General features: G+C 71.6%; 18 protein-coding genes. 4 read left to right on the plus strand and 14 right to left on the minus strand.

What is annotated here, in order from left to right; translation table 11 throughout:
* On the plus strand, positions 1 to 2,559 hold a 2,559-nt coding region (locus tag EAO75_RS39175), incomplete at its 5' end, for an amino acid adenylation domain-containing protein (RefSeq protein ID WP_148000543.1).
* Between the two features lie 74 nt (positions 2,560 to 2,633).
* Here the strand turns inward: EAO75_RS39175 and EAO75_RS39180 are convergent.
* The 12 genes from EAO75_RS39180 to EAO75_RS39240 all read right to left on the minus strand — a co-directional run bounded on the left by EAO75_RS39180 (position 2,634) and on the right by EAO75_RS39240 (position 15,108).
* Positions 2,634 to 3,392, minus strand: coding sequence for an AfsR/SARP family transcriptional regulator (locus tag EAO75_RS39180; protein ID WP_261989602.1), 759 nt, complete (start codon positions 3,390 to 3,392; stop codon positions 2,634 to 2,636).
* Between the two features lie 130 nt (positions 3,393 to 3,522).
* Positions 3,523 to 3,813 carry a response regulator transcription factor gene (locus tag EAO75_RS39190; RefSeq protein ID WP_187284759.1) on the minus strand — a complete coding sequence of 97 codons (291 nt, stop codon included), beginning with the start codon at positions 3,811 to 3,813 and terminating at the stop codon, positions 3,523 to 3,525.
* A gap of 275 nt (positions 3,814 to 4,088) precedes the next feature.
* Complete coding sequence (locus EAO75_RS39195) at positions 4,089 to 6,284, minus strand: MMPL family transporter (protein ID WP_147999826.1); 2,196 nt, start codon at positions 6,282 to 6,284, stop codon at positions 4,089 to 4,091.
* Positions 6,285 to 6,447: 163 nt separating this feature from the next.
* Positions 6,448 to 7,038 (minus strand): 4'-phosphopantetheinyl transferase family protein, encoded by a 591-nt coding sequence (locus EAO75_RS39200; RefSeq protein ID WP_261989603.1) that lies wholly within the window; start codon positions 7,036 to 7,038, stop codon positions 6,448 to 6,450.
* A 140-nt stretch (positions 7,039 to 7,178) separates the two neighbouring features.
* Positions 7,179 to 8,339, minus strand: coding sequence for an acyl-CoA dehydrogenase family protein (locus tag EAO75_RS39205; protein WP_147999828.1), 1,161 nt, complete (start codon positions 8,337 to 8,339; stop codon positions 7,179 to 7,181).
* Positions 8,336 to 8,995 (minus strand): hypothetical protein, encoded by a 660-nt coding sequence (locus tag EAO75_RS39210; RefSeq protein ID WP_147999829.1) that lies wholly within the window; start codon positions 8,993 to 8,995, stop codon positions 8,336 to 8,338. The genes EAO75_RS39205 and EAO75_RS39210 overlap by 4 nt, the downstream gene beginning before the upstream one ends.
* Positions 8,970 to 9,881, minus strand: a complete 912-nt coding sequence (locus tag EAO75_RS39215; protein ID WP_187284760.1) for a hypothetical protein — start codon at positions 9,879 to 9,881, stop codon at positions 8,970 to 8,972. The genes EAO75_RS39210 and EAO75_RS39215 overlap by 26 nt, the downstream gene beginning before the upstream one ends.
* Positions 9,882 to 9,883: 2 nt before the next feature.
* Positions 9,884 to 10,165, minus strand: coding sequence for an acyl carrier protein (locus EAO75_RS39220; RefSeq protein ID WP_147999830.1), 282 nt, complete (start codon positions 10,163 to 10,165; stop codon positions 9,884 to 9,886).
* Positions 10,166 to 10,189: 24 nt separating this feature from the next.
* Positions 10,190 to 11,488 carry a type III PLP-dependent enzyme gene (locus EAO75_RS39225; protein WP_147999831.1) on the minus strand — a complete coding sequence of 433 codons (1,299 nt, stop codon included), beginning with the start codon at positions 11,486 to 11,488 and terminating at the stop codon, positions 10,190 to 10,192.
* A gap of 2 nt (positions 11,489 to 11,490) precedes the next feature.
* On the minus strand, positions 11,491 to 12,906 hold the full coding sequence (locus EAO75_RS39230; RefSeq protein ID WP_261989604.1) for an ATP-grasp domain-containing protein: 1,416 nt from the start codon (positions 12,904 to 12,906) through the stop codon (positions 11,491 to 11,493).
* Between the two features lie 13 nt (positions 12,907 to 12,919).
* On the minus strand, positions 12,920 to 13,852 hold the full coding sequence (locus EAO75_RS39235; RefSeq protein ID WP_147999833.1) for a 3-oxoacyl-[acyl-carrier-protein] synthase III C-terminal domain-containing protein: 933 nt from the start codon (positions 13,850 to 13,852) through the stop codon (positions 12,920 to 12,922).
* Between the two features lie 62 nt (positions 13,853 to 13,914).
* A complete protein-coding gene (locus EAO75_RS39240) occupies positions 13,915 to 15,108 on the minus strand; it encodes an MFS transporter (RefSeq protein WP_147999834.1) in 1,194 nt (397 codons plus the stop codon).
* Positions 15,109 to 15,178: 70 nt separating this feature from the next.
* Here EAO75_RS39240 and EAO75_RS39245 point away from each other — a divergent pair, with 70 nt between their 5' ends.
* From EAO75_RS39245 to EAO75_RS39255, 3 genes are all read left to right on the plus strand, one after another.
* Positions 15,179 to 16,171 (plus strand): ArsR/SmtB family transcription factor, encoded by a 993-nt coding sequence (locus EAO75_RS39245; RefSeq protein WP_147999835.1) that lies wholly within the window; start codon positions 15,179 to 15,181, stop codon positions 16,169 to 16,171.
* A gap of 9 nt (positions 16,172 to 16,180) precedes the next feature.
* Positions 16,181 to 16,684 carry a glutathione peroxidase gene (locus tag EAO75_RS39250; protein WP_147999836.1) on the plus strand — a complete coding sequence of 168 codons (504 nt, stop codon included), beginning with the start codon at positions 16,181 to 16,183 and terminating at the stop codon, positions 16,682 to 16,684.
* Positions 16,685 to 16,751: 67 nt separating this feature from the next.
* Positions 16,752 to 17,621, plus strand: coding sequence for a MerR family transcriptional regulator (locus EAO75_RS39255; RefSeq protein WP_147999837.1), 870 nt, complete (start codon positions 16,752 to 16,754; stop codon positions 17,619 to 17,621).
* A 141-nt stretch (positions 17,622 to 17,762) separates the two neighbouring features.
* Here the strand turns inward: EAO75_RS39255 and EAO75_RS39260 are convergent, their stop codons facing one another.
* Together EAO75_RS39260 and EAO75_RS39265 are read right to left on the minus strand one after the other, a co-directional pair.
* Entirely contained in the window at positions 17,763 to 17,954 is a 192-nt protein-coding gene (locus EAO75_RS39260) for a DUF397 domain-containing protein (RefSeq protein ID WP_147999838.1), read from the minus strand.
* A gap of 231 nt (positions 17,955 to 18,185) precedes the next feature.
* A complete protein-coding gene (locus EAO75_RS39265; RefSeq protein ID WP_147999839.1) occupies positions 18,186 to 19,043 on the minus strand; it encodes a helix-turn-helix domain-containing protein in 858 nt (285 codons plus the stop codon).
* Positions 19,044 to 19,182 lie beyond the last annotated feature (139 nt).

A 19,182-nucleotide genomic window follows, 5' to 3' on the forward strand; every position in this document is an offset into this window, starting at 1 on the left:
GATCACGACTCCGCGTCGAAGGACGGGAAGGACGGGGCGAAGCCCGGCAGCTGGTGGCAGGCCGTCACCTCCTACTGCCGTGACGTACGCGACGGCAGACCGCTGCCCCCGGACCGCCGCCGGGCCGGCCCGGCGCTGATCGTCCCCGGTGCCGTCCCGCTGACCTACGCCGAACTCAACACCGAGGCCAACCGCCTCGCCCACCTGCTCCTCGGCCGCGGCATCGGCCCCGGCGACGTGGTCGCCCTGGCCCTGCCCCGCTCGGCCCGCACGGTCGTCGCGCTGCTCGCCGTACTGAAGACCGGCGCCGCCTATCTGCCGGTCGACCCGGACTACCCGGCCGAGCGCATCGCGTACATGCTCCAGGACGCCGCCCCGGCCGAGGTCCTGTCCGTCGAGGAGGCCGCCGGCCGGCTCCCGGGGGTGTCCCCGCTGGTCCTGGACGCCCCCGGCACCCTCGCCGAACTGCGCGCCCTGCCCGCCACCGACCCCACCGACACCGACCGCACTCGCCCGCTGACCGCGCGGGACACGGCGTACGTCATCTACACCTCGGGCTCGACCGGCCGCCCCAAGGGCGTCGCCGTGCCGCACGCGGGCGCGGCCAATCTGGTCGCCAACCTGCGTGCGGAGATGGGGGCGGGGCCCGGGACCCGGGTGCTGCAGTTCGCGTCGTTCAGCTTCGACGCCACGGTGTGGGAGCTGTCCGCCTCGCTGTACAGCGGCGGCGCGCTGGTGTGCGCCACCCCCGACAGCAGGGTGTCCGCGCCGCTGCTGGCCGAGCTGATCGCCGAGTACGGCGTCAACCACGCGATCCTGCCGCCCACCGTGGTGGCCGGCTTCCCCGATCCGGCCGCGCTCCCCGGCGACCTGTGCCTGCTGGTCGGCGGCGAGGCGTGCCCGCCGGCGGTGGTGGACCGCCTCGCCCCGCACGTCACGCTGCGCAACGCCTACGGCCCGACGGAGACCTCGGTGTGCGCCACCTGGAGCGACCCGCTCGCCCCGGGCGGCAAGCCCCCGATCGGGCGCCCGCTGGCCAACTTCCGCGTGTACGTGCTCGACGCGGCCCTCTCCCCCACGCCGGTCGGCGTCACCGGCGAGCTCTACCTCGCCGGCGCCGGCCTCGCGCACGGCTATCTGGGCCGCCCCGGCACCACCGCCGAGCGTTTCGTCGCGGACCCGTACGGCGAGCCCGGCACCCGCATGTACCGCACGGGTGACCGCGTACGGTGGCGCTCCGACGGCACCCTGGACTACGTCGGCCGCGCCGACCACCAGATCAAGCTGCGCGGCTTCCGTATCGAGCCGGGCGAGATCGAGGCCGCGCTGACCCGGCACCCGGTGATCGCACAGGCGGCGGTGGTGCCGACCGCGACCCCGACGGGCGACCGCCAACTGACGGGCTACGTGGTCCCGGTGCCCGGCGTCGCGGCCGTGGACGTCCCCGTCCTGCGCGCCCACGTCGCCGAGTCCCTGCCGGCCCACATGGTCCCGACGTCCCTGGTCACCCTGCCCGAGCTCCCTCTGACCCCGAACGGCAAGCTCGACACCCGAGCCCTGCCGACCCCGGGTACCGCAAGCCCCGAGCCCACCGGCCGCCCACCCCGCACACCCGCCGAGAAGACCCTGGCGGAGGTCTTCTGCGAGGTACTGGGACTGGCCGAGGTGGACGCGGACGCCGACTTCTTCACCCTGGGCGGCGACAGCCTGCGCTCGGTCCAGATAGTCAGCCGGGCGGAAAAGGCGGGCCTCACCCTGTCCCTGTCGGACGTCTTCACCCACCGGACGGTGAAGGCACTGGCGACAGCGGCTGAGAACACCACCGCCGCGGCCGCCGACGGCGCACACGCCCCCCAGGGGTCACCCGCACTCGTCCCCGTGCTCCCGCTCCGCGGGACCGGCACCCTCCCCCCGCTCTTCTGCGTCCACGGCGGCGTCGGCTTCGGGTTCCCCTTCGCCGAACTGACCTCCCATCTGGACCCGGCACGCCCGGTGTACGCCCTCCAGTCGGACGGCATAGCCGCGCCACCCGGTGGCTGGGAGCGCCCGCAGGACGTGGCCGCCCTCGCCGCGACCTACGTCGAGCGTGTCCGGCAGGTTCAGCCGCAGGGGCCGTACCACCTGCTGGGCTGGTCGTTCGGCGGGCTCGTCGCGCACGAGATGGCCGTCCGGCTCCAGGAGGCGGGCGAGCGCGTGGAGTTCCTGGCGGCACTGGACGTGGCCCCCGTCGAGCCCGACGACCCCAACCCCACCGACGACCAGATCCGCACCGCGTTCCTCGAACACCACGCCCGCGGCACGGAAATCCCCGAGGAGGACCTGCGCAGGCTGATGACCGTCATGCGCCACCACACCGACATCGCCCGCCTCTTCACCCCCGGCCGTTTCAAGGGTGACCTCACGCTCTTCGTGGCCACGGCGGAGCCGAACCGCTGGCAGCCGTACGTGGACGGCGAGGTCGTCGTCCACCAAGTGCCGTGCGGGCACGAGGAGATGCTGACGGGCGAGGCGGCGCGGCAGATCGGCACGCTCACGGACCGGGCCCTGCGCCGGACCTGAGGCAGCGCAGGCAACGACAAAGGCGCCGGTGGCTCGAAACGAGCCGCCGGCGCCTTGTCGTTCGCCCTACGAGATCACAGGGACGGGTCCTGCATCAGGATCGCCTGATACGTGCTGTGCAGCCGCCGGGACGGCTTCAGACCCAGTTCCTCGTCCAGCCACTTACGGGTGCGATGGAAGATGTCGATCGCCTCGGACTGCCGTCCGCAGCGGTACAGCGCGATCATCAACTGCTCGCTGAACCGCTCCCGTTCGGGATACTGAGCGAGCAACTGCTTCAGCTCGGCAACGACGACCCCCGCCTCGCCGGCCTGCAACTGTGCCTCGATCAGGTCTTCCCTGGCTGACTTGCGCTGTTCGTCGAGACGGAGCGCCACGGCCCGGCAGCGCGGCCCGTCGCTCACGTCGAGCAGGGCGGGCCCCCGCCACATGGCGAGGGACTGCCGCAGCAGGTCCCTCGCCTCGTGCGGCCGCTGGCCCGCCAGACCCGCGCCCTTCTCCGCCATCCGCAGGAAGCGGTGGGCGTCGAGTGCCTCCTCGGGGACATCGAGCATGTAGCCGTTGTCCACGGTTCGGATGAGGGTCTGGTCGGGATCCTCGAATCCGAACTCGGCAAGCGCTTTACGCATGCGCTTGACGTTGGCCTGCAGTGCGTTGCGCGTGTTCTTGAGAGGGACTTCGCCCCACAGTTCGTCGATCAGCTCGTCGAACGCGACCACTTGGCCGGGGTTCAACGCGAGCATGGTCAGCATGACCCGTATCTTCTTCGCCCGCAGACCGACAGTCCGCTGACCGTCCCCTATCAGCAGCGGGCCCAGTATGGAGATGTACACAAAAATTCCCATCCCTATCCAAGAATTCGGCCGCGAGCTCCCACCTCACGGCTTCGGGCAGCACGCGGAACGAACACGACTCATTCCGTCGGGCCCGACAAGGGAATTACCTGGGAGTTACTCGAACTGATCAATTATCAATCACGTCCGAGTCGTTTGACACTGTACCTTCGTACATGAGCTGGTGCGCCTGGGCGATCAGACCCACCTGAAGGCGGGATTCCACTTCCAGTTTCGTCAGAATGCTCGCGACATGCGCCTTCACCGTGCGCTCCGTGACCAGAAGCCGGGTCGCGATACCGCGATTGGAAAGTCCGGCACCCAGGAGCGCGAAGACCTGCAACTCGCGATCGGAAAGGGCTCCTACGCGTGCGAGCTCGGTCTGCCAACGCGCCGACGGCAGGCCGTCGTCACCGTGCATGGACATATCCCCCTGATCGTCCAGTTTCCCCCGTCGTCGCGTCCGCCGGGATGTTGATGATTCACCAATGGGTCAGCGAAGGATCAGTTGGTCGCTCACCGCCGAACGCGCGTCTGAGTGTACAACTCCCACAACTTTCGCCACAGGACTCCCAAGTGGAGCTCACACAATTCACAGGACGTTTAGCGCGGGTCCGGAACGAAAGGTGACAGATATGACGGAAGGGGCGGCCCGGATGGGCCGCCCCTTCGACGCAACGCCGTGGTCGCAGAACCTCAGAGAATCGGTGCCCTGCGCGCGAGCACGGGCGGAATCCGCGTCGGCCGCGCCTCGTTCTGATGCGCCAGCCGCGAGGGCCACCAGGTCTTCCAGCCGAGCAGCGTGACCATCGACGGCAGGACCACGATCCGGATCAGTGTGGCGTCCAGCAGCACCGCGCAGGCCATGCCGACACCCATCTGCTTCATCTCGATGAAACTCAGCGAGGCGAGCAGCGCGAACACGCTGACCATCACCACCGCGGCGCTCGTCACGACGCCGGCCGTGCGGGTGATGCCCTGCTCGACGGCCTCCCGGATGGGCAGTCCGCCGCGGGCCGCCTCCCGGATCCGGCTGACGACGAAGACGTGGTAGTCCATCGACAGTCCGAGCAGGATCACGAACAGCATCAGCGGCAGCCAGGCCACCACCCGCCCGGTGGATTCGAAGTCCAGGATCCCCTCGGCCCAGGTCCGCTGGAAGATCAGCGCCAGCAGCCCGAACGACGCCACCGCCGACAGGACGTTGAGCACCACCGTGATCATCGCGAGCATGATCGAGCGGAACGCGATGGCCATGACCAGGAAGGTCAGCAGCAGCGCCACCCCCAGCACCCAGGGCATCTTGTCGACGACGTTGGCCCGGTAGTCCACGTCGTAGGCCACGTCGCTGCCGCCGACCGCGAACTCGGCGCCCTCCACCTTGCCGACGGTCTGCGGGGCGATGTCCTCACGCAGGGCCGTCAGGGACTCGCGCGCCTTCTCGGAGTTGCTGTCGAAGCGGGTGCCGACCGCGACGGTGACGATCCTGCCGTCCTTGGACGTGCGCACCTCGGGCGCCGGGGTGTGCACGAACAGGCCGGAGTGCTGGGTGCGTTCGACGAGCCGGGTGACCGCGCCGGGCAGCCGGTCGGCCTGGCCGGCGGGGACCCGTACGGCGACGGTGTGGGTGTCGGCCTGGCTCGGAAACGACTCGGTCAGCCGCTCGTTGGCCTGCATCGCGGGGATGGAGTGCGGCAGGTCGTCGACGCCGGTGGCCTTCAGCTTCAGGTCCAGGGCCGGCACGGCGAGCGCGAGGAGCGCACCCACCGACAGCACCAGGGCGATGACCGGGTGGCGCAGGGACGGCTTGAGCATCGCCGACCACAGGCGCGGCTTGGAGCCCGCGCGCTGGGTCAGCCGCCACACCAGTGGCACGCGCGGCCGGTCCAGGTAGCGGCCGAACTTGGAGAGCATCGCGGGCAGCACGGTCAGCGAGGCGAGCATCGCGATGGCGACGACGAGCACCGCTCCGGTCGCCATCGACTCGAAGGCGATGTGCCCGGCGAGGTAGAGAGCGCCCATGGAGACCATGACCACCAGGCCGGAGACCATCACGGAGTGGCCTGAGGTGGCGGAGGCGATCTCGATGGCGTCGATGTTGTCGGCGCCCAGGGCGCGCTCCTCGCGCTGCCGCTTGAGGTAGAAGAGCGAGTAGTCGACGCCGATGGCCATGCCCATCAGCACGATGATGTGGGTCACCGGGCCCGGGTCGGCGATGAGTTGGGAGGCCACGCCCCACAGCCCGAGGCCGGCGAGCACGGACGAGATGCCGAGGATGACGGGGACGCTCGCGGCGACGATCGCCCCGAAGACGAACACCATGATGATCAGCGTCACCGGAAGGCTCAGCCCCGTCGCCCGGCCCAGGTCCTCGGACAGCATGTCGTCGAGCCCGGCCTTGATGGAGCCGGCGCCCACGAGTTCGACCCGGACCTCGCTGTGCGCCTCGCCGACCTTCTCGACCCGGTCGAGCAGCGGCTGCACCCGTTCGCTCGCGGTCTCGGGGTCACCGCCGAGGGTCACCGGCACCAGCAGGGCCGAACCGTCCGGCGCCGGCACGGGTTTGCCGATCGCGGTGACGCCCTTGGCGCCCCGCAGCGCGTCCGCGGCGTCGTCTGCCGCCGCCCGCGCCCTGTCCTGGTCGAGCGTGCCCTCGTAGGGCGTCACCAGGATGTTCTCCACGGCCCGGTTCTCCAGGCCGCCGCTCTTGGCTATCTCGGCCGCACGTCCGGACTGCCCGATGGCCAGGTCCGAGACGGTCGCCGACCGTGTGCCGGTCATTCCGCCGACCACCAGGGCGCCCAGCACGAACACCACCCAGAGCGTCATCGCCCACCAGGGGTGGACGGCGCTCCAGCGAGCGGCCCTGGTGATCAGGTTCCTGCCTCCCACGATTGCTTTCCCCTTCTCGAATGAATTGCCCGGGATCACGGACACGCGCTGAGGTACGAAATTCCGGCCGGTGATTACCGCGCGCTCTTGCCTGAACAAAACCTACTGACGGCCCGGCGCGCGTTCACGGGTACAAGTACTCCGATTCGAGGGGGAGTTTCTTCTACTTGACACCCCGGGTGGCCGACATGGCGTCGGATTCTTCCGGCGGCATGTCATACCACATCCGCGATGACACGGAAAAGGGACCGCCGCCGAGCAGGGCGACGGCCCCCGCATATCCGTCGGGCAGCGCCAGGTCGGCCACCCGCCAGGGACCGGCGAGCGCGCCCGCCGGATCCCGTACGACGGCCTGGGGCGCCGTGTGGGCCACCGGCACGCCCATGCCCTGGGTGAGCCGGCCGCCCGCCGCCTTCACGCACGCCTCCTTGCGGGTCCACAGCCGCACGAAGGTGTCCCGGCCGCCGCGGACCACCGAATCGCGTTCCGCTTCCGGGAAGAAACGCCTGGCCAGCCGGGTGAAGTCGAGGTCGGCGCGAGCCAGTTCCAGATCCACGCCGACCGGTCTCGGCGCCAGCGCGAGCAGCGCCAGGTCGCCCGAGTGGGACAGGCTGAAGTGTGTCCCGGCGGCGTCCTCGACGGACGGTTTGCCCCAGCGTCCGCGGGTGAAGCGGACGGCCCCCGGGGCGCGTCCGAGCCGGGCGCCGAGGATGATGCGGGCCGCCGCGTGCGCCCGTACGAAGCGGCGTCGCATTCCCGGGACTTTCCCCATCCGGGCCCGGGATCGCTCGTGGTCGTCCAGGAGGTCTTCGAGAGCGGAAGGCCTGCCTTCCGGTTCCGGTTCGGCGGAAAGCGGAATGCGCCACACCTCCACCTCCGCGCCTGCCTGTTCCCTCACCGCTGCCCCACCTTTCCGGTGTGCAGCCCCTGGAAGAGATTGAGTTTCTGGATGTTGCGTGTACCTTCCATGAACTCCACCCCCCGGGCGTCCCTGGCCAGCTTCTCCAGCAGCGGATGGTCGAGCCGGGCGCCGGGGCCGAAGAAGTCGAGCGCGGCCAGGGTCACGTCCTCGGCGAGCTCGCAGGCGCGGGCCTTCGCGGCCGACGCCAGGTGCCCGGCCGCCGGACGCCGGTCCACGGCGAGGGCGGCCCGGTAGGTCAGCAGACGGGCCGCGTCGATGCGGTGGCCGAGTTCCTCGTACGTCTCGCGCTCCTGCCCGCGCAGCAGCTTCCGGTGCTCGGCGACGTACTCGTGGGCGGCGCGGGCGATGCCCAGGGCGATGGCGGCGACGCTGGGGCGCAGCTGGTTGAAGACGGCGACGATGCTCCACATGCCGCGCCGGGTGGGCGGCAGATGGGACCCGAGCACCCGCTCGGCGGGCACCCGCACCCGATTCAGCGTGATGTGCGTCAGCTGGGCGCCGCGCAGCCCCACCGTAGGCAGTGGCTCGGCCCTGAAGCCGGGGTCCGCGGTGTCCACCAGGACGGCCAGCACCCCGAGCCGCTCGGTTCCGGCGACGCGCGCGAAGACGGCGCCGACGTCGGCGCGGGCGGCGTTGCCGACGTAGCGCTTCTCGCCGTCGAGGACGTAGCCGCCGTCGCCGGTCGGGGTGAGGGTGGCGGTCATCTCGCCGATGGCGGAGCCGCGTTCGGGTTCGGTGAGGGCGAAGCAGGTCCAGCGCGGGCGCTCGGCGAGCCGGCCGTACACCCAGTCCCGCTGCTCCTGGCTGCCGAGCACGCCGAGCAGCACCCCGCACATGGAGGCGCCCGGCGAGGCGAGCATCATCCCGGCGTCCCCGCGGGCCAACTCCTCGCTCACCAGGACCCGTTCCAGGGTGGCCAGCCCGTGCGCGGGCCCCGCACCCGCCGCGCCGCTCTCCCGCTCCCACCCGGGCGGCACCTCGTGCCCGGCCAGGAACCGCACGGCGGGCAGGTCGAGGTGGTGCCGGACGGCGTCGGGGTCCCGGTCGAGTTCGAGGGCGTGCGCCCGCAGGTCCGAGGCCCAGCGCCGCACATGCTCCTGGGTGGTGACGAGCGGGGCGGGCAGGCTGATCACGGGTCCTCCCGGCGGTACACGTCGGCGAGCAGCTCACAGGCGTGGGCCGTGGGGCCCGGGCCGTCCGCCGTGAAGCCGTGGGCGCCGAGGAGGCGCAGCAGGGTGCGGTCGGCGCGGGTGATCTGTCGCTGGAGGCGGGCGAGGGTGCGGTCGCCGTCGGGGGCGTCGGCGAGTTCCTCCAGGACGCCCTCGATCTCCAGGTGTTCGATCAGTACGTCGGCGAGGGTGCCCTTGACCATCTGCTGCATCAGCAGCGAGGTGCCCTCGACCTGCCGGGCCGCGAGATAGGCGATGCAGGCCTCCCGCAGCCGTTCGGACATGCCGAGCCGCAGCCAGGCGAGCCCCGTGTCCCAGGCATGCGGGTCGGGCCCGTCCGTCGCCTCGGCCGCGTCCGTGTCCCCGTCGGGCCGCAGCACGGCGAGACCGGGCACCGGCACGTCGTCGCGGCGCTCGTCGCGTCCGGCGTCGGCGGCCTCCATCGCGGCGAACTCGTCGAGCAGTTCCTTCGGCAGGACGGCGTGGCCGCGCGGCCCGCGCGGCGGTGCCTTCGGCGACAGGGCCCTCGTCAGCAGTGTCAGCGCGGGCACCAGTCCGTCCGTGCGCGCGTTGCCGCGCGCCTCCCGGCAGTGCTCACGCACCTCGGCCGCAGCCGTCATCGGTTTCCCCATTCCCCCGTGTCAGAAGTTCGTCGGCGCAGTCGAGCACGCAGTGCGCCAGCAGCCCGCGCCCCGGGTCGTGGTCCGCCACGACCACCGGTCCGGTGACCCCTCGGGCCACCGCGTCCAGCAGGGCCGCCCACACGCCCGTGCACGGCAGCCCGGGCCCGGCGGTCGCCGACGGGCCGTCGGACGACGGCAGTCGGCAGTCGGCCTCGGCGAGCCCCGCGCCCGCCACGACCGCGGCCGCCGGGTCCCACCCGGCGAACAGGCCCGGCGCCGACAGCGGCCCCTGCGCCATGCCCCGTACGGGAGCCGCGCCCCCGTCCCAGTCCAGCAGCAGCGCCACCGCCGAGTCGGCGTGCACGGCCGCCGCGTCCGGCACCGCGAACGGCTGGGTGCTCTGGTCCACGACCAGCACCAGCAGCCGGGTGAACCCGCAGCGCCGGGCGTACTCCACGGCCACCCGCAGCGCGCTGAACGCGGTGAGCGGCCCCTGGTCGGACAGCGCGAAGGCGAGGGGCGAGCCCGGCAGCCGCCCCTTCACGCACGACGCGACCAGCTGGGCGTGCACGAAGTCGGGCGTGGCGTAGGCGACCACGACCAGCTCCGGCGTCCGTCCTTCGGGCAGTTCGCCGAGCGCGTCCAGCGCGCCGAACGCCAGCTCCACGGAGGTGCGGCGGGCCGAGGCGGCGTACCGCTCACGCGCGAAGGGCAGCCCGTAGGGGGCGCCCAGCTCCGCGTAGAACTCCTCCAGTTCGGGCGCCGGCACATACGCGTCCGGCGGTGCCGTCGGCGCGTACCGGGCCGCCCGCACCAGCCGGGGCACGGCCGTTCTCCCGCCGTCCACCCCCGGGCGCCGTACGGGCGCTGCCGTGCGGAACATGCTCAGGCGCCCGCTTCCGACGCGACGAAGTCGGCGAGCGAGCCCACCGTCTCGAAGTGCGTCATCTCCAGGTCCTCGGCGTCGAACTGCACGTCGAGGATCTCCTCGATCGTGATGAGCAGCTCCAGCGCGCTGCTGGAGTCCAGCCCCAGCTCGTCGAAGAGGCGCACGCCCTCCTCGGCGCCGGAGACGTCCTTGCCGAGGACCTCGGTGAGGCCCTGGCGGACGGCGTCCACGAAGCGGGCGCGCTCGGCGGCGTCCACGACTGCGGTGTTCTCGGTCATGCCGGTTTCTCCCTGCTGGTTCGGTCAGTTGTGGGTTCGGTGGTCGTCGGCGCCGGGCCCGTCGAAGAGCCGCTGGCGGCCGAGCATCGCCTCGACGTCGTCGCGCTCGCGGATGAGGTGCGCGCGTCCGTCGAGGACGAGCACCTCCGCCGGGTAGCCGTGGCTGAGGAAGTGCACGGGCGAGGCGGTCGGCCCGTAGGCGCCGGAGCGCTGCACGCCGATGAGCTCGCCGGCCTCCAGCGGCGGCATGGGCACCTTCTTGCCGACGACGTCGTTCGGCGTGCACAGCGGGCCCGTGATGTGCCAGGACTCGGTGGCCGTGGCGTCGAGGCGCTCCAGGGCGGCGATGGGGAAGTTCCGCTTGACGTAGGAGCCGATGCCGACGGCGGCCATGTGGTGGTTGGTGCCGCCGTCGGTGACCGCGAAGTTCTCGCCCATCGACTGCTTCGTGTAGCGCACCCGGGTCACATAGGTGCCGGACGCGGCGACCAGGAACCGGCCCAGCTCCATGATCATGCGGGTGTCGGGGTGGCGTACGGCGAAGGCGTCGACGACCGGGTTCAGCGCGGCGGTGAGCTCGTCGAGGTCGAGGTCCTTCTCGTTGTCGAAGTAGGCGATGCCGAGGCCGCCGCCGACGTCGACGGTCTCCAGCGGGAAGCCCAGGTGTGCCGAGATGCGCTCGGCGAGGTCCAGGATGCGCCGGGTGTTCTCCACGACGGTGTCCTCGCCGAGGATGCGGGTGCCCAGGTAGACCTGCACGCCCATGAGACGTACGGCCGGGTACCGGGAGGCGAGCTCCGGGCCCTCGGCGAGCAGCTGCTCCTCGTCGATGCCGAACTGGCGGGGCTTGCCGCCCATCGTCAGGCCCGAACCCTTCACGGAGAAGGACGGGTTGACGCGCAGCGCGACCCGGGCGGTGACGAACTTCTCCCGCGCCACCTCGTCGATCAGCGCGAGTTCGTCGAGGGACTCGCACACGATGGCGTGGATGTCCTCGTCCAGGCAGGCGGCCAGCTCGGCGCGGGACTTGCCGGGGCCGAGGAAGATGATGTCCTGCGGGGCGACCCCGGCACGGCGGGCCGTGACCAGCTCGGTCAGCGAGGACACCTCGGCGCGGGCGCCGCAGCGGTTCAGCAGGGCGCAGATGGAGATGTTCGGGTTGGCCTTGAGGGAGTAGAAGACCTCCAGCGCCGGGTGCAGGCGCTCGCGCAGCCCCTGGAAGCGGGTGGTGATCTCCGCACCGTCGTACAGGTAGAGGGGCGTGCCGTACTGCTCGGCGAGTTCGGTGATGCCGAGGCCCTGCACCTCGTAGGCGAGGCTCACGTTCAGCTCCGATCCGTGTGGGCCGCGAGGCGGCGGGTGATGTCGGTGTCGAGGGCGGCCACCTCGGCGTCGGAGGCGGCCACGAGGACGCCGTAGAGCCGGCCCTCGAAGCCGTCGGCGCCGGCGTCGGCGGCAGCGGCGTTCACCGTGGCGTAGTTGTTCACGAACAGGCCGCGCGGGCGCGGGCCGCGCTCGGTCAGCAGCAGCCCGTCGAGGACCTCGCGCAGCTCGGCGAAGGGCAGCGCCCGCTTCGGCCGCAGCGTGAAGTGGCGGGCGACGGCGACCTCTTCGGGTCCGGCCAGGCCCTCGTGGACGACGGCCTGGTACGTCGACATGTTGTTGCGGGCGTTGATCTCCACGACCGGGTAGAGACCGTCGTCCGGCTCGATCATGGCGTCGACGCCGACCACCCCGAAGTAACCGTCGGCGGCGAGGCGTTCACCCAGCAGGTCGGCGGTGGCGGCGATCTCGGCCACCTGCCGTTCGGTGAGCCGGGCGGGCATGCGGTGGCCCTTGTGGACGCCGTTCTCGGTGAGCAGCTCCTTGACGAAGTCGAAGTGCACCGAGCCGCCTCGGCCCACCGTGAACTGGTAGTTGAGGTCGGCCCGCTTGGCCACCCACTCCTCGATGACCAGCGCGGTGCGCACCGTGCCGCCCTCACCGGCCGCGCGCTCGGCCTGTGTGACGGCCATCCGGTGCAGCCGCGCGAGCCGCTTGTCGCTGTCGAGGACGACGATGCCCTTGCCGGACACCCCGAAGGCGTCCTTGACGACGACCTTGCGTCCGGCGGCGAGCAGCTCACCGGCCCCGGCGACCGCGTCCGCCAGCTCGTCCAGCGTCTCGCAGGCCCAGCCGCGCGCCTGGCGGATGCCGAGCTCGTCGGAGAGGCGGCGGCTGTAGACCTTGCTGTTGACCCACTTGCAGGTGGCGGCGTCCGGCGCGGCGAGGGCCAGGCCCGTGCGTGCGGCCAGTTCCTCCTCGACGGTGGAGATGCCGTGCGCGGTCAGCCGGGCGCCATCAGCGGCCAGCGCCGACAGGGTGCGCAGCAGCTCCGGGTCGGCGAGGGCGTCCTCGCTGACCGTGCGGCGCGGGTCCTGCCCGGCGACCACGTGCACGGTGGGCAGGGCGAGGCCGAGGCCCTCCAGGTAGCCGCGGTAGCCGTCGTCGAGGGGCGTCTTGAGGACGACGTGGTCGTCCTTGCCGCCGAGCAGCAGCGCGAACTCGTCCATGCGGTTGACGACCGCGCTGCCGGCGTGCGCGCCGACCCGGGGCAGCGCGGGTTCGCCGAGCGCCCACTGGTTCTCGACCTCGAAGTTGCCCAGGAACACCAGCGGGGTGTCGGCGGCTGACGTGACCGCGCGCTTCAGGCGCGTGGTGAAGCCGGCGGGCGGTGGTTGCATCTGTGTCGACCTCGTCATTCTCAAGTGGTGGTCAGTGCTCCAGGACCATCGCCGCGAAGGTCGCCCCGAGCCCCACGCTGGTCATCAGGTAGCGGTCGCCGGGGCGCAGCCGGCCCAGCTCCGTGGCCCGCTGGAGGTTGATGAAGGGGTCGGCGCAGAAGCAGTGCCCGGTGTGCGCCACCAGGTCGAGGAAGACCTTCTCCAGCGGCAGCCCGAGCGCCTTGCAGACACCGATCCACGACAGCCGGTTGACGTTGTGCGGCAGCACCAGCGCGAGCTCGTCGAGGGCGCAGCCCGCCTCGTCCAGGGCCGCGCCGATCACCTCGGTCAGGCCGGGCCCGTACAGGTCCTGGAAGTCCTTGGCCGCCGCGTCGCTCATGATGAAGTCGGCGCCGAACCGGGTGTGGGTGCGGGCGGCGTAGCCGAGCATCCGGTCGCGGCCGGTGAGGTCGGCGCTGACCAGGAAGGCGGCGGTGCCCTCGCCCATGACCGTGACGTCCGGGATGGACTGCGTCTTGCCGGTGCCGGACTTCTCGCCGGTGAGGACGAGGGCGAGCGCGTCCGGGTCGGGGTCGGCGGCGAGCAGGGTGCCGGCCATGTCGAGGGCGAGCAGGCCCGAGGCGCAGGCGTGGTGCGAGACCACGAACCCGCTCGCGTGCTCCAGGCCCAGCTCGGCCTGGAGCGGTCCGAGGGACGTCAGCGGATAGGGCAGCGGCGAGGGCATGGTGCGTGCCTGGAGGACGTACTTCACGCGCTGCTCCTGGCCGCGCAGCTCGGCGAGCTTGGCGGTGGCGCGCAGCAGCAGCTCGGTCTCCGAGGCCTCCGGGGCGCGGCAGACCTCGTTCAGTCCGTAGAAGCGCTGGTAGCGCCTCAACTGCACGTCGGACAGCCCGAGTTCGCGCTGGAACCGGGCGATCGGAATGGTGTCGGGCAGGCTGCTGGAGACCGCGACGATGGACGTCATACCCACAACAGTCGCGGCCCCCGCTGACGCCCAGCTGACGCTGCGCTGACCGGGGGCGCCGCTCAGCCCCGGCCCACCGCCACCAGCCCGCCGTCCTCGGCGTGCCGCAGGCTCGCGGCCGCCAGCGACAGCGTCACCGCGATCGACGCCACCGCCATCACCGTCATCCCCGTGGCCGGAGAGGTCAGTTGGGCCACCGCTCCGGCCAGCGTCGCGCCCACCCCCTGCATCGTGAGCATCCCGGCGGAGTGCAGCCCCAGGGCGTGCCCGGCGAGTTCGTCGGGCGTCACGGCCATCAGCCGCTCCTGCTGCACCAGGCTCGCCCCGAACCCGACCGACGCGACGGCCACGCAGACGGCCGCCACCGGCACTCCCGGACGCAGCGCGAAGAAGAGATACGGCACGGCCAGCAGCAACAGCAGCGGAACCCCGAGGCGACCGCGCAGCTCCTTCCCGAGGAGGCGGCCGACCGTGATGTCACCGACGAGCATGCCGAACGCTGCACACGCGAACAGCGTGCCCGCGGCGTTTGGCGCGTACGACACGTACAGCGACTCGCAGCCGACGACCAGGCCGTTGGGCAGCCACAGGGCGAGATAGAGGTGCCGGCGGGGGCGGGAGGACAGCAGCAGGGCGTTGGCGCGCCAGGTCGCGCGGACGGAGGGACGCCCTGAGGCGCGGGGCGGGCGCGGGGTGAGGCCCAGCCGGAGGCCGACGGCCGCGGCGCCGTACAGCGCGGCCGCCAGCAGCAGCGCCGGACGCGGGGACAGCACCGCCACCAGGACACCGCCGACCGCGTATCCGGTGATCTGCATGATCCCGCTCATCATGTTGAAGACCGACCGGCCGAGCAGATAGCCGTCCTTGGTGAGGATCTCGTTCAGCAGCCCCCACCGGACGCCGCCGGCCGGCGAGGCGATCAGACCCTGCAGCAGGATCAGCGCGAACAGCGCCCCGATCGGCGCGCCCGGCGCCGCCATCGCGGCCGTACCGAGGGCGTAGGACAGCGCGATGCCGGTCAGTGCGGCGCGCGGCGCGAGCCGGTCCGCGGCCGAGAGCAGCGTCGTCGCTCCCAGCACCTGCGCCAGCTGCGGACAGAACATGCTCACCGCCGCCAGCAGCGGTGACTCGGTCGCCGCGTACACCAGCGTGCCGAGGGCCAGTCCGGCGACCGTCGAGGCCGCCGTCTGGAGGGCGGAGGCGAGGAAGAGGGGCGTGAACTCCGGTGTGCGGAAGAGCTGTTGGTAGCTGCGCATGCGCGGAGTCTGCGGGCCCGGGAAAGCGGCCGTTATTGTTTCGCGCGGAAGCGAAAGGTGGTGGCCGGCGATGGGCTGGTGGCAGATCAACGCCGACACCCTCGCCGCTAGCCGTTTCGTCCTCTCACCCCTCGCCGAGACGTTCGCCGCGCTGAAGCTCCTGCACTCCGGCGCCGCCACCCACCCCGGCGAACGCGCCTGGCTCGACGCCCATCTGCCCGGCTACCGGGCCCGCCTGGCCGCCGACCCCGTCACGGCCCGGCTGGTGCGGGCCGGTCTCGGCCGGGCCTGGATCGCCGACTTCCTCACCCCGACGCCGAGGGACGAGGAGACCTTCGAGCAGGGCCTGGCCCGGATCCGTGCGGCCGACCCCGCCGAGGCCCGCGCCCACCTCACCGTCTCCCTCGCCGGCCCCCTCCCCGCCGTACTGGACCGCGACGACCTGCCCGAACGCGCCGCCGCGCTCCTCACCCACGTCTGGACCGAGGCCGTACGCCCGGACTGGGACCGGCGCCGACGCGTCCTGGAGGCCGATGTCGTCGCCCGCACGGCGCTGGTGAGCCGGGGCGGCTGGGCGGCGGTACTGGACTCCCTGCGACCGGGCCGCACCCGCTGGCTCGGCGGCAACCGGCTCCAGGTGAACCTGCACGAGTACCCGCCCCGCGAGATCTCCGGCGCCGACCTGCTCTTCGTCCCGGTCACCCCGAAGGGCGGCTGGGTCTCCTGGGAGGCCCCCGCCCGATACGCCCTGGTCTATCCCTGCGCGGGCGCCCTCACCGACCCCGGCGCCCGCCCGGTCCCGGCGAGCCTCGGCCCCCTGCTCGGGGCCACGCGCGCGGAGGTCCTCGTCCTGCTCGACACCCCGCTCAGCACGACCCAGCTGGTCGCCGTGACCGGCCAGGGACTGGGCTCGGTCGGCCGCCATCTGCGGGTGCTGCTGGACGCGGGGCTGGTGGAGCGGCGGAGGGCGGGGCGGTCGGTGCTGTACTCGCGTACGGCGGCCGGGGAGGTGCTGGTGCGGGCGGCGGGGCCGGACCACGGGTCCGACATCTACCGGAGCTAGCATCCGCTTATGACTGCTGACACCAACGCATCCCCCCTCGACATCGAGATCGGCGCCCTCAAGGGCGGTTCCGCGAACCTCTCCCAGTACGCCGGCCAGGCGGTGCTCGTCGTGAACGTCGCCTCCAAGTGCGGCCTGACCCCGCAGTACACCGGCCTGGAGAAGCTCCAGGAGCAGTACGCGGAGCGTGGCTTCACCGTGCTCGGCGTGCCCTGCAACCAGTTCATGGGCCAGGAGCCCGGCAGCGCCGAGGAGATCGCCGAGTTCTGCTCGGCGACGTACGGCGTGACCTTCCCGCTGACCGAGAAGGTCGAGGTGAACGGGGAGGGCCGGCACCCGCTCTACGACCGCCTGGTCACCGTCGCCGACGCCGAGGGGCACAGCGGCGACATCCGCTGGAACTTCGAGAAGTTCCTGATCGGCCGGGACGGCAGCGTCGTCGCCCGCTTCTCGCCGCAGACCGAGCCGGAGGCCACCGAGCTCGTGGCGGCCATCGAGGGCCAGCTGGCCTGACCGGCCGTTGACCTTGCCCCTGGGGCAGGGCTGAGCCTCCTTGTCACCGGGCGGGACAGGCCGCCCGGTGACGGAGGATGAGGCCGTGGACGACGAACTGCTCACCATCGGGGCCTTCGCCGCGCGGGCCAGGCTCTCGGCCAAGGCACTGCGGCTGTACGACCGCCTGGGGCTGCTGGCCCCCGCGCACGTCGACGAGGCCAGCGGCTACCGCTACTACCGCGCCGGGCAGACCGAGCGGGCCCGTCTGGTGGCGCTGCTGCGTCAGCTGGACATGCCGCTCGCCCGGATCGCGGAGGTCGTGGAGGCGCCGGACGGGGCCACGGCCGCCGACCGGCTCGCCGCGTACTGGGCGGACGTCGAGGCCCGGGTGGCGGGACAGCGGACCCTCGCCGAGTACCTCCGTGGACGACTGTCGGGGAGGAGCTCCGAGATGTACGAGAACTTCGTGGTCGAGACGGTGGACGTGCCCGAGCAGGTGGTGATCAGCGAGGCCAGGCATGTGCTGGCGGGCGAGCTGCCGGCGTGGATCGGGGCGTCGCTGGGCCGGCTGGAGGCGGCGGCACGGGAGTGCGGCGGTGTCACCGCGGCGCCGTTCGTCGTCTACCACGCCGAGGTGTCGATGGAGAGCGACGGCCCGGCCGAGTCGTGTGTGCCGGTGGCCGACGAGGCGGCGGCGCGGGCGTGGGCCGAGAAGCACGGCCGCACCTGGGAGACCAAGGTCGGCGTGCGGCCCGCCCAGCGGTTCGCCTACACCCGGATCACCAAGGCGCAGGTGGCCCATCCGCAGATTCTGGCCGCCTTCGAGGCGGTGGAGGAGTGGATCGCCCGGGAGGGCCTGGAACAGGCGGGTCCGTGCCGTGAGGTGTACTTCGCGGACTGGGAGGCGGCGGGAGCGCAGGATCCGGTGTGCGATGTGGCGTTCCCGGTGAGGTGATCCGGCGGACCGCCTGATCACGGGGGCACAGCCGAGCCCTCTCGGCAAGGACGGCGGGCTGGTCGAGAGGGCTCTTGTGGTGCTTGTGCAGTTGTCGGTGGTGCGGTCGGTCGAGGGTGCGGGTTCAGACAGCCCCGCCCCTTACGCCTTTACCGACGCCACGAAGGTGTTCCACGCGTCCGCGGGGAACCCCAGGACGGGACCCTCGGGCACCTTGGAGTCCCGCACCGCCATGGCCGCTGTGACCGGCGACTTGACCTCGACGCAAGCGCCGTTCCCTGTCGAGTACGAGGACTTGGTCCACGTGTCCGTGGCACCCTGACGAATTGCCATGTTTGCTCCGAATTGCCAGATGTTGAGTGCTGTCATCGCCCTGCACGTCCGGACCGGATCCCGCAGGGCGATTCACGCCAACCTTGTTGCTCGGTGGCGTGATCGACGCTACTCGCCAACATCGCCTGACGAAGCGACTATTCACTCGGGTGGGTGGCATATTCCAGTGGAGTCTTCCATCCCGGCCGGGCGACGGTGTACCGTGCGCGTTTCTCCGGTCGGGGCGGGCTCTCAGCGCGCGTACTCCTTCGCGATGTCCGCGATGAACTGGCGTGACTGCTCCACGTTCAGGGCCTGCGCCCGCAGGTGCTCGTACATCACGCTGTACTTCTGGACGTCGTTGGCCTTCTCCAGGTACAGGTCGCTGGTGACGCCCTCGATGTAGACGACGCTGGAGTCGGCCGCGTCCGGGAACTCCAGGATCGCGTACTGCCCGTTGAGGCCCGGGTGCGCGCCCATGTCGAACGGGATGACCTGCACGGTGACGTGCGGCAGTTGGGACTGCTCGACGAGCTGTTCCAGCTGGTCGCGCATGAGCGAGCGGTTGCCGACGACGCGACGCAGGGCGGCCTCGTCCAGCACGGTCCACAGCCGCAGCGGGTTCTCCTCGGTGGAGATTCGTTCCTGTCGGCGCATGCGCACCTGGACCCGTTTCTCGATCTCGGTCTGCGCCGTCTCCGGCAACGCCCCGGCGATCAGGGCCTCGGCGTACTGCTTGGTCTGCAACAGCCCCGGGACGACCTGCGGGTCGTACACCCGCAGACTCGCCGCGTCCGTCTCCAGCCCGATGTAGACGCTGTAGGGGATGTCTCCGAACGAGTGCCACCACCCTTGCTGGCGCGAATCCTTGGCCATCTGCATCAGCGAGTCCACGATCCGGTGGTCCTCCACCTCGTAGACCCCGCACAGGTCGCGGACGTCGCGCTGGCTGATGCTGCGCCGTCCGTTCTCCAGCCGGCTGATCTTCGACTGCGACACCAGCAGCCGCTCGGCCACTTCCTCGGCCGTCATGCCCTTGAGCTCGCGGAGCCGGCGCAGCTCCTGGCCCAGCCGGCGTCGCCTGACGGTGGGATTGACATTGGACGCCACGGGACGTGCACCTCCGGCTGCCTGCCTGCGATTGCCACTTTGCGTATCTGCTGTTGAGCAGACTGCCACCAAGGTGCTTACTACCGCTGGGAAACGGTGGATATGCGCTGCATACACGCCAGTTCGCGACATCCCCCGC

The organism is Streptomyces sp. UW30, from assembly GCF_008042075.1.
Classification (GTDB): Bacteria; Actinomycetota; Actinomycetes; order Streptomycetales; family Streptomycetaceae; genus Streptomyces.

What these genes read in the sequence shown, in the direction of transcription:
- EAO75_RS39190 (WP_187284759.1), bottom strand. Translation starts at nt 3,813, where the DNA reads ATGCACGGTGACGACGGCCTGCCGTCGGCGCGTTGGCAGACCGAGCTC.
- EAO75_RS39200 (WP_261989603.1), bottom strand. Translation starts at nt 7,038, where the DNA reads ATGCGACGCCGCTTCGTACGGGCGCACGCGGCGGCCCGCATCATCCTC.
- EAO75_RS39210 (WP_147999829.1), bottom strand. Translation starts at nt 8,995, where the DNA reads ATGACGGCTGCGGCCGAGGTGCGTGAGCACTGCCGGGAGGCGCGCGGC.
- EAO75_RS39215 (WP_187284760.1), bottom strand. Translation starts at nt 9,881, where the DNA reads ATGTTCCGCACGGCAGCGCCCGTACGGCGCCCGGGGGTGGACGGCGGG.
- EAO75_RS39220 (WP_147999830.1), bottom strand. Translation starts at nt 10,165, where the DNA reads ATGACCGAGAACACCGCAGTCGTGGACGCCGCCGAGCGCGCCCGCTTC.
- EAO75_RS39230 (WP_261989604.1), bottom strand. Translation starts at nt 12,906, where the DNA reads ATGACGAGGTCGACACAGATGCAACCACCGCCCGCCGGCTTCACCACG.
- EAO75_RS39235 (WP_147999833.1), bottom strand. Translation starts at nt 13,852, where the DNA reads ATGACGTCCATCGTCGCGGTCTCCAGCAGCCTGCCCGACACCATTCCG.
- EAO75_RS39240 (WP_147999834.1), bottom strand. Translation starts at nt 15,108, where the DNA reads ATGCGCAGCTACCAACAGCTCTTCCGCACACCGGAGTTCACGCCCCTC.
- EAO75_RS39245 (WP_147999835.1), top strand. Translation starts at nt 15,179, where the DNA reads ATGGGCTGGTGGCAGATCAACGCCGACACCCTCGCCGCTAGCCGTTTC.
- EAO75_RS39250 (WP_147999836.1), top strand. Translation starts at nt 16,181, where the DNA reads ATGACTGCTGACACCAACGCATCCCCCCTCGACATCGAGATCGGCGCC.
- EAO75_RS39260 (WP_147999838.1), bottom strand. Translation starts at nt 17,954, where the DNA reads ATGGCAATTCGTCAGGGTGCCACGGACACGTGGACCAAGTCCTCGTAC.